The sequence below is a fragment of the Agrobacterium sp. B1(2019) genome (assembly GCF_008274755.1).
Classification (GTDB): Bacteria; Pseudomonadota; Alphaproteobacteria; order Rhizobiales; family Rhizobiaceae; genus Agrobacterium; species Agrobacterium salinitolerans.
Genome location: NZ_VTPB01000001.1, coordinates 2,351,912 through 2,365,806 on the forward strand (window position 1 = coordinate 2,351,912; position 13,895 = coordinate 2,365,806).

Genomic DNA, 13,895 nt, shown 5'->3' on the forward strand with positions numbered 1-13,895 from the left:
CTCCACCCCAGCTTTAGCCCAATAAACAAGACGACAATAAAAAAGCGGCCCGGAGGCCGCTTTTTTCATGCGTTGTTTTCGTTGATCAGGCGCTTCAGCAACTCGACCTCATGGCCGAGCTTGGTGTCGCCGGAGATCAGCTCCTCGATCTTGCGCACGGCGTGCAGAACCGTGGTGTGATCGCGACCGCCAAAACGGCGGCCAATCTCGGGGAAAGACCGCGGCGTCAGCATCTTGGCCAGATACATGGCGATCTGGCGCGGCTTGACGATGACGCGGGTGCGACGGTTGGACACCAGCTCCTGCCGCGACACATTATAGTGCTTGGCGACGATGCGCTGAATATCCTCGATGCGCACGCGCTTGGCCTCACCCGTCCCGACAAGATGCGACAGCAGCTCATCGACACGGTCGACCGAGAGGTTCGGCTCGAAAGAACGCCGGAACATCAGCTGGTTGAAAGCGCCTTCCAGTTCGCGTCCGCTTGCTGTCACGCTTTTGGCGACATGGGTCAGGATTTCGTCCGAAATCTCGAACGACGGATCGTCCTGGCGCGCCGAGCCGAGGCGACGGTTCAGCATTTCATAGCGCATGTCGTAATCGGGACCTTCGATCTCGATGGCCATGCCGCCTTGAAGACGGGAACGGACACGCGGATCGAGCGATTCCAGCTCCCATGGCGCACGGTCAGCCGCGACAACGACCTGCTTGGCGCTATCGAGCAGCATGTTCAGCAAGTGGCAGAATTCGTGCTGGATCATCTTGCCCTGCAGGAACTGCATGTCGTCGATGACGAGCAGGTCGATATTGCGAAGCGTATCCTTCAGCGTCAGCGCGTCATTGTCGCGGATTGCGGTCGCGAAACGCCACATGAAATATTCGGCTGTCAGATAGACCACACGCGGATTGCGCGGGCTGTCGACCGCCGCATTGGCGATGGCCTGCAGAAGATGTGTCTTGCCAAGGCCAACACCCGCATGAATGAACAGCGGATTGAAGCGCACGGCGCCGGCGCCGGCTTCGGCGATCGTCTTTGCCGCCGCAAGCGCGACGCGGTTGGAAGAGCCTTCGACAAAGGTGTCGAAAGTGAAACGTGTGTCGAGCGGCGAGCCGAACAACGGCCCGGAACCGCCCTGACGCAGGGTTGCCTGCGAAGCCGCAGGCTGCGCGGCGGGCGTCGTCGCGGGCTGCGACGGAATGAAGGACTTGTTACGTGGAGCCGCGCCGACCTCCGGAACGGGCTGCGCCCTTTCCTCGGTCTGAGCCGGACGGACCGGGCGACTGGCCGAGCGGACCAGAATCTCCACCTTCAGCACATCCGGATCCTCGCTCTGGACGAGGTTCGTGATCAGATCCATGTAACGGTTGTTGATCCAGGACTTCAGAAAAGTCGTCGGAACGGTAAAACGAACGACGCTTTTCGAAATGGAATGGAGTTTGAGCCGTGCAAACCAGCTCGCATAGACTTCCGGACCAACCTGTGCCTTGAGCCGCGCGCTAAAACGTTCAAACAGCGCATCGTGCGTCATTGCCGATTTGTCCCCTGCCGCATCTGAGCAAGCTGCATCACGCGTCTTTGGTGCGCGGTCCCCATCAGCCACAGCACCCATCGCCAAATTCAATTGCATATTGCCGCCTTTCAAATTGCCAATCATAGCCTGACGATCAAAGATCGATCGCCAGAGATCCCCCTCGTTATTTTTGCCCCCAGCGTTCCCCTCGAAAGAACGTCAAAGACGACTACTTGTTTGCGAGCCGGTTATCCCATTTCCCTCCCCCTCATGGAGAGGCCTGCGACACGCTAAAACGCTCCTTTCACTACAACCTTAAGGCGCATTCTTGAGGACAAAAAACTCCTGCCCGTTCCGGAGACCGAAACGGCGCAAAAAGCTCCATGACCTGAAAAAACGGACCCCGAAAGACCCGCCAGCAAGAAGGTGAATATCGTCGATACGATCATCGAGATAATCTGTGGACTGAGATCCGCACCCCTTGTTGAAATGCATTTAGGCAGGATCATGGGGAGAGATCAATGGCGTTTTTTCTGCAAAAACTCAGATCGGCCATTGACTCGCAAAGGCCGTTTTGCATCACCGACGAGGTGCTAAGCAGAATCGCTTATGAATCAATGAGATTCAATTTTGGCATTTTTTGAGAGCCGATTTTGGCAAAAAAATAAAAATCTTCTTGACTCAAAACTAGCTGCGACTTCCGTAGAGAAAGCCCCCGAGTTTTCCGAAGACCTCCAGCAAGCCATTGTTTTTATTGTAAATTTCCTGTCGTCCAGCTGACATGCGTTTGTCACGTTACGGCAGCAATGGTTAACGGGCAGTTAGAATCACAAAAAGCCCGGTCAAAAGACCAGGCTTTTTGAATAATTATTTGTGATTAGCCGGATTAGGCGGAAAGAGCCTTAACGCGCTGGGCAAGACGCGACACCTTGCGAGATGCGGTGTTGCCGTGCAGAACGCCGCGGGTCGCTGCGCGCTGGATCTCAGGCTGGGCTGCCTTCAGAGCTTCGGTGGCGACTGCCAGATCACCGGTAGCGATTGCTTCCTCGACCTTGCGGATGAAGCCGCGAACGCGCGAACGGCGAGCCTTGTTGACTGCGGTACGGCGAGCGATCTTGCGGGTCGCCTTTTTCGCCGAAGTTGTATTGGCCATGTATGCCTCTCTTCGAATTCAAACCAAATTCCGCAACCATAGGATCGGGTCGTTCGAAGACCTCACGTAACCCAAGAATGCGGGAGTAATTTCGGACAAGCCGGATGGCTTTCCTTAACCGTGGGCGGGCATATACCGCTAAAGCGTACGCCCGTCAACGCGCAAAACGCTTAAAAGCGCCGATATTCCGAATCCTTAGCGATTCCGGAAAGCGGGTTTGCGCTTTTCGACGAAGGCCGCCATGCCCTCCTTCTGATCCGCGGTGGCAAAGAGCGACTGGAAGGATCGTCTTTCATATCGCAGTCCTTCCGCAAGCGGGACTTCAAAGGAGCGGTTGACGCTTTCCTTGGCCATGAGAACGGAAGCACGCGACAGAGAAGCGATGCGGGTTGCCGCTTCCACCGCCTCATCCATGAGATTTGCAGCCGGCACGACACGCGATACGAGACCGGCGCGTTCGGCTTCCGCCGCATCCATCATGCGGCCGGTCAGAACCAGATCCATGGCCTTTGCCTTGCCGACCGCCCGCGTCAGCCGCTGCGAGCCCCCCATCCCGGGAATGACGCCGAGGGTGATTTCCGGTTGACCGAACTTTGCCGTATCGGAAGCGATGATGAAATCGCACATCATCGCCAGTTCGCAGCCGCCGCCGAGCGCAAAGCCGGATACGGCGGCGATGACCGGCTTGCGGGTGGCCGCAACCTCGTCCCAGCCGCCGAGAAAATCGCCGACATAGGCATCGACGAAATCCAGCCCCTGCATTTCCTTGATGTCAGCGCCCGCCGCAAATGCCTTTTCCGAACCGGTGATAATGATCGCGCCGATGGAATCGTCAGCGGAGAAGGAAGACAGAATGTGCCGCAGCTCTTTCAGAAGCACCGAATTGAGAGCGTTGAGCGCCTTGGGGCGGTTGAGGGTGATGACACCCACCTCATCGCGTTTCTCGACCAGTATCGTTTCATAGTCCACGGCAATCTCCTCTTCCAGCGCTCCGGCTCCGTTACTTCTGGCAGGCGGCGCAATAAAAGGTCGAACGACCGGCCTGCACCACCCTTTCAACCGTACCCCCGCAGCCGGGTGTCCGGCAAGGCTGGCCTTCCTGGTCGTAGACCGAAAAGGAATGCTGGAAATAACCGAGCGTTCCGTCCGTCTGTATATGGTCTCGCAATGAGGAGCCGCCAGCGGCGATCGCATCCGCGATCACGTCGCGGATTTTCTCCGTCAGATCGATGAGCTGCGCTTTGGGCTTGCCGCCTTTCGTCACCAGCGTTCCCGCTGCCCGCAGAGGCGAAAGATGCGCGCGCCACAGGGCCTCGCAGACATAGATATTGCCGAGGCCGGCAATGACCTTCTGATCCAGCAACGTGCTTTTGAGAGGCTGGCTCTTGCCCTCAAACCGGCTTGCGAGATAATCGGCGCTCAGCGCATTGCCAGTCGGCTCCGGGCCAAGCCCGGCAAAGGCCGGGTAAAGGTCGAGCTTGTTGCGCTCCACCAGATGCATGAAGCCGAAGCGACGCGGATCATTATAGATGACGCAGACGCGCTCCTCTCCTTTATCCAGATGAAAGACTACATGGTCATGCTTACCGTCTTTCGAGCGGGCATAATGAAACGTGCCGGGCGCTTCACCGCCCTCACCCTTTTCCGCCTCAATGCGGAACGAGCCGGACATGCCGAGATGGGACACGATCGTCAGCCCACCCTCCAGCTCGATGAGGAGATATTTCGCCCTGCGACCAAGCGAGATGATCGTCTTTCCCTCAATAAGCTCCGCGAAATCCTCTGGAAACGGAAACCGCAAATCGGGGCGCCCGAGATGAAGCTTGCGGACCTTTGCACCTTCCATGGCGGGCGCAAGGCCGCGTCTGACCGTTTCGACTTCCGGCAATTCTGGCATCTGGCTTATCCGACAGTTTATCGTTAGGACCATGTGGTCTATACAGTGCACGCGAAATGTCGCGCCCAGGCGATGCGGCAACAGATAGCGTTGCCATGGCGTTTCCGCTATGGTCCGCCACGCAATAAATATGGAGACAGACGATGACCGACGCCCGTACCACTGCCCAAGGCGGCATGGAAACGTCCTATGGCTTCCACAAGGTGGACGAAGGCAAAAAGCAGGGGCTGGTCAACGAGGTTTTCCATAAGGTGGCCAAGCGCTACGACATCATGAACGATGTGATGTCGGCCGGCCTGCACCGGCTGTGGAAGGACGCCATGGTCTCCTCGCTTTCACCGCGCAAGGATCCTTCCTACAAGATCCTGGACGTAGCGGGCGGCACTGGCGATATCGCCTTCCGCATCATCGAAGCCTCCAACCGCCTGGCGCACGCCACGGTTCTCGACATCAACGGCTCGATGCTGGCCGTCGGCGAGGAGCGCGCGGCAAAAAAGAAACTTTCCGACAATCTGACCTTCGTTGAGGCCAATGCCGAGGAGCTGCCCTTCGAGGCGAATACATTCGACGCCTATACGATCGCATTCGGCATTCGCAACGTGCCGCGCATCGATGTCGCGCTGAAGGAGGCCCATCGCGTGCTGAAACGTGGCGGACGGCTGCTGGTGCTGGAGTTTTCCGAAGTCGAAATGCCGCTGCTTGACCGCGTTTATGACGCCTGGTCATTCAATGCCATCCCGCAATTCGGCAAGATGATCACCGGTGATGCCGAGCCCTATCAATATCTGGTCGAATCGATCCGCAAATTCCCCAATCAGGAGGATTTCGCGACGATGATCCGTACTGCCGGCTTCTCCCGCGTGGCCTATACCAATTACACCGGCGGCATCGCCGCCCTGCATTCCGGCTGGAAGCTTTAAGACCATGGCCGGCAGACGCAGGAGACAAGCATAAGCATGAGTACTTTGGGCGCATATTTCCGCCTCGCGAGGGTTGGCTGGGTTCTCGTGCGCGAAGGCGTCGTGCTGGCCCTGCCTTCCGATGACCTGCCTGCTCCCGCCCAATTGTTGAAAGCGCTACTGAAGCCATTCGCCCGCAGCAAGGCGAAAAGGGCGCAGCGCAGCGACCGTCTGGCGGTGGCTGTCGAGCGGCTTGGGCCATCTTATGTGAAGATGGGTCAGTTTCTCGCCACCCGGCCGGACGTGGTGGGCGCCGACTTCGCCGACGATCTCGCGAGCCTTCAGGACCGCATGGCCTTTTTCCCGGCGGCTGCGGCGAAGGCGAATATCGAGGGCTCGCTCGGACGGTCGGTATCCGATCTCTACAGGGAATTCGGCGATCCTATCGCCGCCGCCTCCATTGCCCAGGTTCATCCGGCCATGGTGGATACGCCGAATGGGCCGCGCAAGGTGGCCGTCAAGGTCATTCGTCCGGGTGTTCGCCAGCGTTTCCAGAACGATCTCGAGGCGATGTATCTGATCGCCGATCTGCAGCAGCGTTTCGTCCGCTCCGCGCGTCGCCTACGCCCCGTCGAGGTGACACGCACGCTGGAGCAAACCACCAAGATCGAGATGGATCTGCGGCTTGAGGCCGCCGCTCTTTCCGAACTTGCGGAGAACACCAAGGACGATCCCGGATTCCGGGTTCCCAAGGTCGATTGGGAGCGTACCGGGCGCGATGTCGTTACCATGGAGTGGATCGACGGCGTCAAGATGTCGAACATTGAAGGGTTGAAGGCCGCCGGCCATGACCTGAACAAACTCGCCGACACGCTGATCCAGTCCTTCCTGCGGCACACGTTGCGCGATGGTTTTTTCCACGCCGACATGCATCCCGGCAATCTCTTCGTCGACGCTGAGGGCGAGATCGTCGCCGTCGACATGGGCATAGCCGGACGTCTTGGCAAAAAGGAACGCCGCTTCCTTGCCGAGATCCTCTACGGCTTCATTACCCGCGACTATATGAGGGTGGCTGAGGTGCATTTCGAGGCCGGTTACGTGCCCGGCCATCACGACAAAGCCAGCTTCGCGCAGGCGATCCGCGCCATTGGCGAGCCGATCCATGGCCAGCCGGCCGAGACGATTTCCATGGGCAAGCTCCTGACCCTGCTGTTTGAAGTGACCGAACTTTTCGACATGGAGACGCGGCCGGAACTGGTGATGCTGCAAAAGACCATGGTGGTGGTCGAAGGCGTATCGCGCATGCTCAATCCGCGCTTCAACATGTGGAAGGCGGCCGATCCGGTCGTCGGCGGCTGGATCCGCGACAATCTCGGTCCAAAACGCATCGTCACCGATCTGAAGGACGGCATGAAGGCGGCCCTCAAACTCGCCGAGGCAGCGCCGGAGATCGCGGCCAAGACGGAAAAGCTGCATTCAGAACTGATGTATATGAGCGAAAACGGCCTGCGTTTAGACGCGCGGACGGCGGAAGCCATCGGCAAGGCCGAAGCGCGCCACACCAAATGGGGACGGGCAGCGCTCTGGGTCATAGCGCTGACGCTTGTTTACATCGCAATCAGGATAAGCTGAGCATTTCGGCAATGGTGAATGCCATGTTTGTGTAATGCATTCGAGCGATAAAGGCCTGATCTCCAATCGAGACAGGTGATCGATGCGGGGTAAGGGCTGCTTTGACGCCTGCGCGAAATTGCGCCGGCGGTATAGACGGATGATGCCGGACGGGATTTGATTTTGATGGCAAAAGTGCAGGTACTGAAAGAGGCTCTTTCCTATTCTTCCTGGCCGCTGGTGTTCGTCGGCGGCCTCGTGGGGTCCTATTTCGCATTTACCAGCAACCATCCGATCGCAGCCTTTTTGACTGTCTATGCGGGCGCGGTTTTGAGCCTGTTTCTTCTGGAACGCTTTATTCCCTACGAAATCCAATGGCTTGAGGGTGATGGCGAGACCGTAAACAGCATCGGCCACACGCTTTTGACGAAAGGGCTCGTCCAGCTCGCAGCCGCCGCAGCGGCAATCTTCCCGATGGTGACCGCCAATGTGCTGCAGCCGCTCGCCGCCATGCGGTTCGATCTATGGCCCTCTCATCTGCCGATGATCGTTCAGGTCGCTCTTGCGGTGACGATTGCCGAATTCGGCCTCTACTGGTCCCACCGTATTGCACATGAAACTTTATTCTTCTGGCGTTTCCACGCGCTGCATCACAGCGTCGTGCGGCTATGGGTCGTCAATACGGGACGGTTCCATGTGGCCGACTCCCTGTTCAAGATCGCGCTCAGCCAAATTCCGCTCTATTTCATGGGTGCGCCGCTCCAGGTTTTCTGGTGGCTCGGCGCCGTTACCGCATTCATCGGTATTTTGACCCATTGCAACGTCGATATGAAAACGGGACCGCTCGATTACGTGTTCAGCACTCCGCGCCTGCACCGCTGGCACCATTCAAAACAGCTTCCGGAAGGAAACACCAATTACGGCGAGAATCTCGTCTTCTTCGATTTGATCTTCGGCTCCTACCATAATCCCGACAGGCCTTCTTCCACCGATATCGGTATCAAGGGCAAGATTGCGAAAGGATTCCTGCCGCAGCTTCTACAGCCTTTCACCAAGGAAGGCGTCCGCCAGATCGTCGGCAAGGACACCAAACTCGACTGAACCGAAGACTACAGGGCGCGCGCAGTATCGATCACGATACCGAGTTCGCCCCGCAGTTTTTTGGTCAGACGGGCTGCGACAAGCTCATAGGAGCGGCGCACATAATGCTCCAGTTCTTCCTGTTCGAGCGGGGAATGATCGCCAATCGATATCCATTTGCGTTTGGCGAAATAGGGCGCCTGCCCTATGCCTTCCAACGAGGTCAATATTTCGAAGCTCTCTTCCGAGCATTTCACGACCAGCCGCCAATCCTCCCGCTCGCCAAGCACGGCAAAGACCTTGTCGCCCACCTTGGCAACATGGGAATCCCACTGATCGACAAACCGCACGCCCGGCCATTTGCCGAGTACCCTGTCGAAAGTCTTGCGATCGAACAGGCTCATGCGAGTTTCTCCGCGATCAGGGCCACCAGACGTTTTGCAACCTCGGCCTTGTCGAGATCCGGCCAAACGTCGATGCCCTCTGCGGAAATGATCTTCACGCTGTTGCGGTCTCCGCCCATGATGCCGGTTTCCGCCGAAACATCATTCGCGACGATATAATCCGCCCCTTTGCGCTCCAGCTTCGCCCGGCCGTTTTTCTCGACATCCTGCGTTTCGGCAGCGAAGCCCACAACAATCCTCGGGCGCTTTTCATGATGGCCGACGGTTTTGAGAATATCGGGATTTTCCGTCAGTTGCAGCGCCGGCGGCGCATCGCCTGGCTGCTTCTTGATCTTCTGTTCCGACGAGCCCGTCACCCGCCAGTCGGCGACGGCGGCAACCATGACGGCGATATCCGCCGGCAGTCTCGATATCACCGCATCGCGCATCTCCTCGGCGCGCTCAACATGGATCGTCGTAACCCCGGCAGGATCGGCGATGGTAACCGGGCCTGAAACCAGCACGACCTCCGCCCCCAGTTCCGCCAGAGCCGCCGCAATGGCATGGCCCTGCTTGCCCGACGAGCGATTGGCGATATACCGCACCGGATCGATCGGCTCATGTGTCGGCCCTGATGTGACGATCGCCGTTTTGCCTTTAAGTGGCTTCGGTGTGCCATCCAGCAGCGACTCGACGGCTTCTACGATCTGCAAAGGCTCCGCCATGCGGCCGAGCCCTGTCTCGCCCTTCTCCGCCATCTCGCCGGCCATGGGCCCGATGAAAAACACGCCATCCTTCTTCAGCGTTTCGATGTTGCGCGCCGTTGGCTTTGCCGACCACATTTTTGGATTCATCGCCGGCGCAGCCAGCACCTTGCGATCCGTCGCGAGAAGGATCGTGGAAGCGAGATCGTCGGCCAGACCATGTGCCATCTTCGCCATCAGATCGGCGGTGGCCGGTGCCACCAGCACGAGATCACAATCGCGCGCCAGCCTGATATGGCCGACATCCTGTTCATCCTGCCGGGAAAAGAGCTCAGTGAAGACATGCGTGGCGGAAAGTGCGCCGACGGCAAGCGGGGTGACGAATTCCTGCGCGCCCTTCGTCATGACCGGCGTCACCTTCGCGCCGCGCTCTTTCAGGCGGCGGATGAGATCAAGGCTCTTATAGGCCGCGATGCCGCCTGAGATAATAAGGAGAATATGCTTGCCTGAAAGCGTCATGATGCCGGACCAGTTTCCCATTTCATCGGGAAACTAAGCCCTTGGCATACAAAGTGCAATCACGCCTTTATCAAGCCGCCTTGGCGACGTGATATTCCTTGATCGCGACCATCTTGATCGCCGGAAAACGCTCGGACTCATAGCGGAGCGAGAAGGCGTCCTGCGCCAGAAACACCGGATCGCCATCCAGATCGCGGGCGATATCGCCGCGCTTGACGTTGAGGAACTTTTCCATTTCCGCCGGCTGATCGGAAGAAATCCAGCGGCAGACCGAAAAGCGCGACATTTCGAAGGAGACCGGCAGGCCGTATTCGCCCATCAGACGCTCCTTCAACACGTCGAGCTGCAGCGCGCCGACGACACCGACAATGGCCGGCGAGCCGTCTTCCGGCGAAAAGAGTTGCACAACACCCTCTTCCGCCATCTGTTGCAAGGCTTCCTTCAGCTTCTTCGCCTTCATGGCGTCTTCAAGCCGCACGCGGCGCAAGATTTCCGGCGAGAAGTTCGGCACGCCCTGGAAAACCAGGTTTTCACCCTCGGTCAGCGTATCGCCGATGCGGAGCGTACCATGGTTCGGGATGCCGACCACGTCGCCCGCAAAGGCCGTATCGGCAAGCTGGCGCTGCGAGGCGAAGAAGAACTGCGGCGCAGTGAGGCCCATCTGTTTGCCGGTGCGGGCGAGCCGCGCCTTCATGCCGCGCTCCAGCTTACCAGAGCAGATGCGGGCAAAAGCGATGCGATCTCGATGATTCGGGTCCATATTGGCCTGAATTTTAAAGACAAAGGCTGTCATTTTTTCTTCAGCTGCATGGACGGTGCGGGTATCCGCCACCTGATCGCGCGGCGGCGGTGCGAAATCGCCAAGCGCATTGATGAGGTCACGGACACCGAAATTGCGCAGCGCCGAACCGAAGAATACCGGCGTCATATGACCTTCGAGAAACGCCTGACGATCGAAAGGACGGCAGGCTTCCATCGCCAGCTCCGTTTCTTCGATGAAGGCGTTGCGCTCATTTTCCGGCAGGCGATCGGCAATCGCCTGCGGACCGTTGACCGGCATGGCTTCCACCTGGGTATCGACGCCACGGAAGGTGTTGTCGGCGAGATTATAGGCGCCGCAGAAGGTCTTTGCCCGGCCGACCGGCCAGGTGATGGGCGCGGTGTCGAGCGCGAGCTTCTCTTCCACCTCATCCAGAATCTCGAAGGGGTCGCGGCTTTCGCGGTCCATCTTGTTGATGAAGGTGATGATCGGAATATCGCGCATGCGGCAGACTTCGAAGAGCTTCAGCGTGCGTGGCTCGATACCCTTGGCGGCGTCGATGACCATGATCGCCGCATCCACCGCCGTCAGCGTGCGGTAGGTATCGTCGGCGAAGTCCTCGTGGCCGGGCGTATCGAGAATGTTGAAGACACGGTCGTTATATTCGAAGGTCATAACCGAGGTGACGACCGAAATGCCGCGCTCGCGTTCGATCTTCATCCAGTCCGAACGGGTCTGGATGCGATCCTTCTTCGCCTTTACCTCACCGGCAAGCTGGATCGCTCCGCCGAACAGCAGCAGTTTTTCGGTAAGCGTGGTCTTACCCGCGTCCGGGTGCGCGATAATAGCAAAGGTGCGGCGGCGGGAGACCGCCTCGGCAAGTGTTTCGGCCATCTGACAAATCCTGTGGAATTGCGGGCTATCTAGCGTTTCAGGGCCGCATTTGCAATTGACCTTGCCGCGATCTCGGCAAACTAATGCCGCATGACCGTTCAAAACGACAATACACCCCCTCTCCGGCTCGTCCGCCTCGCCAATGGCGCCGACCTCGAATTGCCGTCCTATGAAACCCGTGGCGCCGCCGGCATGGACCTGCGCGCTGCCGTACCTGCCGGTGAACCGCTGACCCTGAAACCGGGCGAACGCGCCCTGGTCCCGACGGGTTTCATCTTCGAGGTTCCACAGGGTTATGAGGCGCAAATCCGCCCCCGCTCCGGCCTCGCCATCAAGAACGGCATCACCTGCCTCAACTCTCCCGGCACGGTGGACAGCGATTATCGCGGCGAGGTGAAAGTCATCCTCGCCAATCTTGGCCAGGACGTTTTCATCATCGAGCGCGGTATGCGCATTGCGCAGATGGTGATCGCACCGGTAACCCAGGTTATTGTGAGCGAAGTGACGGAGACCTCCCAGACGGCGCGGGGCGCCGGCGGTTTCGGCTCCACCGGCGTTTAGCGACACCACTGAGGCAGAAGCGCGGACTGATTGTCTTTACCCGGCAATTTCGTTATGGATTTAGCGGATTTTTCGGGAAACACGATCATGACGCTGACGACACTTTTTGCCTATGCCACCGCCCTCTTCATTGCCGCCGCCATTCCCGGCCCCGGCATGACGGCGATTGTGGCGCGGGCGCTGGGTTCGGGCTTTCGCGAAACCTTCTTCATGGGTCTCGGGCTGGTGCTGGGCGACATGATTTACCTGACCGCTGTGATCCTGGGCCTGGCCTTCGTCGCGCAGACCTTTCAGGAAGCCTTCATGGTGCTGAAATTCGCGGGTGCTGCCTATCTCCTTTATATTGCCTGGAAGCTTTGGACCGCCGGTCTGCTGCCGCAGGAGCTGAAAGCCAAGAAAAGCACCAGCATGCCCATGTCCTTCCTGTCCGGCCTGCTGATCACGCTCGGCAACCCGAAAACCATGCTGTTTTATGTGGCGCTGGTGCCGACACTGATCGATATCCGCGTGATCGGCCCTTCGGAATATGCGACACTTCTCGCCATCACCTTCGTCGTGCTGATGGCGGTTCTCCTGCCTTACATCCTGCTTGCGGCCAAGGCGCGTAACCTCCTGAAAAGGCCGAGTGCCTTGACGATCCTCAACCGTACGGCGGCGGGCATTCTAGCCGGAACAGCGACCATGATCGCGATCCGCAGCACATAAAACAAATTCTTGCGTTTATGCGATTTATCGTGAAATTATTCCTGCAATTTAGAGATATTCGGACGAACGTTCGCTAGCTTGCGAAAGCTATTGCTCCTATTCTGCCGCTCAAATCTTGCGGCCTTTACACAGGAGAGCATCATGCCCGAAGCCAGAAAGCCCGGACGCGGACGCGTCTATTCCTCGATTACGGAAACAATCGGCGACACACCGATCGTGCGGCTTGACAAGCTGGCGAAGGAGAAGGGCGTGAAGGCCAACCTTCTCGCCAAACTCGAATTTTTCAATCCCATCGCTTCCGTGAAGGACCGCATCGGCGTCGCCATGATCGAAGCGCTGGAAGCGCAAGGCAAGATCATCCCCGGCAAGACAACACTGGTGGAGCCGACCTCCGGCAACACGGGCATTGCGCTCGCCTTCGCCGCCGCTGCCAAGGGTTACAAGCTGATCCTGACCATGCCTGAGACCATGTCTGTGGAGCGCCGGAAAATGCTGGCCCTGCTCGGCGCCGAACTGGTGCTGACAGAAGGTCCGAAGGGCATGAAGGGCGCCATCGCCAAGGCGCAGGAACTCGCTGAAACGCTGACCGACGCCGTCATTCCGCAGCAGTTCGAAAACCCCGCCAATCCCGATATTCACCGCAAGACGACGGCGGAAGAAATCTGGAACGACACCGAAGGCACGGTCGATATTCTCGTCTCGGGTATTGGCACCGGCGGCACGATCACCGGCACGGGTCAGGTGCTGAAATCGCGCAAGCCCGAAGTGAAGGTGATTGCCGTCGAGCCTGCCGACAGTCCGGTTCTTTCCGGCGGCAACCCTGGCCCGCACAAGATACAGGGCATCGGCGCGGGTTTTGCGCCAGCCATCCTCGATACCGGCATTTATGACGAGATCGTCACCGTGACCAATGACGAGGCTTTCGAAACCGCACGTCTGGCGGCAAGGCTGGAAGGCGTGCCGGTCGGCATCTCCTCGGGAGCCGCGCTGGCGGCCGCGATAAAGGTCGGCGCGCGTGAGGAAAATGCCGGCAAGAACATCGTCGTCATCATTCCTTCCTTTGCGGAACGCTACCTTTCGACGGCGCTTTTCGAAGGCCTTGGGCTTTAAGCAACGCTTTCAAGCGCGGTACGATTGCGCGCCGATTTGCGAATTGTCTTACGTGCCGCCGGCTCCGCTGGCGGCACAATGTTTTTCAGGCAAGGCGCAAAGGGACGC

At 58.6% G+C, this 13,895-nt stretch carries 13 protein-coding genes; 6 read left to right on the forward strand and 7 right to left on the reverse strand.

The genetic code is table 11. The annotated features are described in order from the left end of the window. Positions 1-65: 65 nt before the first annotated feature. The 4 genes from dnaA to mutM form a co-directional block, all read right to left on the reverse strand. The gene (dnaA, locus tag AGR1_RS11770; protein WP_236760836.1) at positions 66-1,529 is read right to left on the reverse strand and encodes a chromosomal replication initiator protein DnaA; all 1,464 of its coding nucleotides are present in this window, start codon (positions 1,527-1,529) and stop codon (positions 66-68) included. A gap of 868 nt (positions 1,530-2,397) precedes the next feature. Beyond that, entirely contained in the window at positions 2,398-2,664 is a 267-nt protein-coding gene (gene rpsT / locus AGR1_RS11775) for a 30S ribosomal protein S20 (RefSeq protein WP_006310170.1), read from the reverse strand. Between the two features lie 195 nt (positions 2,665-2,859). Beyond that, positions 2,860-3,633 (reverse strand): enoyl-CoA hydratase, encoded by a 774-nt coding sequence (locus AGR1_RS11780; protein ID WP_065654587.1) that lies wholly within the window; start codon positions 3,631-3,633, stop codon positions 2,860-2,862. A gap of 31 nt (positions 3,634-3,664) precedes the next feature. After that, entirely contained in the window at positions 3,665-4,561 is an 897-nt protein-coding gene (mutM, locus tag AGR1_RS11785) for a bifunctional DNA-formamidopyrimidine glycosylase/DNA-(apurinic or apyrimidinic site) lyase (RefSeq protein ID WP_149146976.1), read from the reverse strand. 143 nt (positions 4,562-4,704) lie between these two features. Between mutM and ubiE the strand changes: the two genes are divergently transcribed. The 3 genes from ubiE to AGR1_RS11800 all read left to right on the forward strand — a co-directional run bounded on the left by ubiE (position 4,705) and on the right by AGR1_RS11800 (position 8,172). Next, complete coding sequence (gene ubiE, locus AGR1_RS11790) at positions 4,705-5,481, forward strand: bifunctional demethylmenaquinone methyltransferase/2-methoxy-6-polyprenyl-1,4-benzoquinol methylase UbiE (protein WP_080791504.1); 777 nt, start codon at positions 4,705-4,707, stop codon at positions 5,479-5,481. A 36-nt stretch (positions 5,482-5,517) separates the two neighbouring features. After that, complete coding sequence (gene ubiB / locus AGR1_RS11795; RefSeq protein ID WP_080791505.1) at positions 5,518-7,092, forward strand: 2-polyprenylphenol 6-hydroxylase; 1,575 nt, start codon at positions 5,518-5,520, stop codon at positions 7,090-7,092. A gap of 165 nt (positions 7,093-7,257) precedes the next feature. Then, positions 7,258-8,172 (forward strand): sterol desaturase family protein, encoded by a 915-nt coding sequence (locus tag AGR1_RS11800; RefSeq protein ID WP_149146977.1) that lies wholly within the window; start codon positions 7,258-7,260, stop codon positions 8,170-8,172. A gap of 8 nt (positions 8,173-8,180) precedes the next feature. Here the strand turns inward: AGR1_RS11800 and AGR1_RS11805 are convergent, their stop codons facing one another. The 3 genes from AGR1_RS11805 to AGR1_RS11815 all read right to left on the reverse strand — a co-directional run bounded on the left by AGR1_RS11805 (position 8,181) and on the right by AGR1_RS11815 (position 11,411). Beyond that, the gene (locus tag AGR1_RS11805; protein ID WP_149146978.1) at positions 8,181-8,555 is read right to left on the reverse strand and encodes an MmcQ/YjbR family DNA-binding protein; all 375 of its coding nucleotides are present in this window, start codon (positions 8,553-8,555) and stop codon (positions 8,181-8,183) included. Beyond that, positions 8,552-9,757: a bifunctional phosphopantothenoylcysteine decarboxylase/phosphopantothenate--cysteine ligase CoaBC gene (gene coaBC, locus AGR1_RS11810; RefSeq protein WP_149146979.1), complete on the reverse strand. Its 1,206-nt coding sequence runs from the start codon at positions 9,755-9,757 to the stop codon at positions 8,552-8,554. Before coaBC ends, AGR1_RS11805 begins: the two co-directional genes overlap by 4 nt. A gap of 70 nt (positions 9,758-9,827) precedes the next feature. Beyond that, positions 9,828-11,411, reverse strand: a complete 1,584-nt coding sequence (locus AGR1_RS11815; protein WP_080791508.1) for a peptide chain release factor 3 — start codon at positions 11,409-11,411, stop codon at positions 9,828-9,830. Positions 11,412-11,501: 90 nt separating this feature from the next. Between AGR1_RS11815 and dut the strand changes: the two genes are divergently transcribed. The 3 genes from dut to cysK all read left to right on the forward strand — a co-directional run bounded on the left by dut (position 11,502) and on the right by cysK (position 13,787). After that, a complete protein-coding gene (dut, locus tag AGR1_RS11820) occupies positions 11,502-11,972 on the forward strand; it encodes a dUTP diphosphatase (protein ID WP_149146980.1) in 471 nt (156 codons plus the stop codon). 87 nt (positions 11,973-12,059) lie between these two features. Further along, positions 12,060-12,677 (forward strand): LysE family translocator, encoded by a 618-nt coding sequence (locus AGR1_RS11825; protein ID WP_080791510.1) that lies wholly within the window; start codon positions 12,060-12,062, stop codon positions 12,675-12,677. A gap of 141 nt (positions 12,678-12,818) precedes the next feature. Beyond that, positions 12,819-13,787, forward strand: a complete 969-nt coding sequence (gene cysK, locus AGR1_RS11830; protein WP_080791511.1) for a cysteine synthase A — start codon at positions 12,819-12,821, stop codon at positions 13,785-13,787. Positions 13,788-13,895: the final 108 nt, after the last annotated feature.

What these genes read in the sequence shown, in the direction of transcription:
- cysK (WP_080791511.1), top strand. Translation starts at nt 12,819, where the DNA reads ATGCCCGAAGCCAGAAAGCCCGGACGCGGACGCGTCTATTCCTCGATT.
- ubiB (WP_080791505.1), top strand. Translation starts at nt 5,518, where the DNA reads ATGAGTACTTTGGGCGCATATTTCCGCCTCGCGAGGGTTGGCTGGGTT.
- dnaA (WP_236760836.1), bottom strand. Translation starts at nt 1,529, where the DNA reads ATGACGCACGATGCGCTGTTTGAACGTTTTAGCGCGCGGCTCAAGGCA.
- coaBC (WP_149146979.1), bottom strand. Translation starts at nt 9,757, where the DNA reads ATGACGCTTTCAGGCAAGCATATTCTCCTTATTATCTCAGGCGGCATC.
- dut (WP_149146980.1), top strand. Translation starts at nt 11,502, where the DNA reads ATGACCGTTCAAAACGACAATACACCCCCTCTCCGGCTCGTCCGCCTC.
- rpsT (WP_006310170.1), bottom strand. Translation starts at nt 2,664, where the DNA reads ATGGCCAATACAACTTCGGCGAAAAAGGCGACCCGCAAGATCGCTCGC.
- AGR1_RS11805 (WP_149146978.1), bottom strand. Translation starts at nt 8,555, where the DNA reads ATGAGCCTGTTCGATCGCAAGACTTTCGACAGGGTACTCGGCAAATGG.
- AGR1_RS11800 (WP_149146977.1), top strand. Translation starts at nt 7,258, where the DNA reads ATGGCAAAAGTGCAGGTACTGAAAGAGGCTCTTTCCTATTCTTCCTGG.
- ubiE (WP_080791504.1), top strand. Translation starts at nt 4,705, where the DNA reads ATGACCGACGCCCGTACCACTGCCCAAGGCGGCATGGAAACGTCCTAT.
- mutM (WP_149146976.1), bottom strand. Translation starts at nt 4,561, where the DNA reads ATGCCAGAATTGCCGGAAGTCGAAACGGTCAGACGCGGCCTTGCGCCC.
- AGR1_RS11825 (WP_080791510.1), top strand. Translation starts at nt 12,060, where the DNA reads ATGACGCTGACGACACTTTTTGCCTATGCCACCGCCCTCTTCATTGCC.
- AGR1_RS11815 (WP_080791508.1), bottom strand. Translation starts at nt 11,411, where the DNA reads ATGGCCGAAACACTTGCCGAGGCGGTCTCCCGCCGCCGCACCTTTGCT.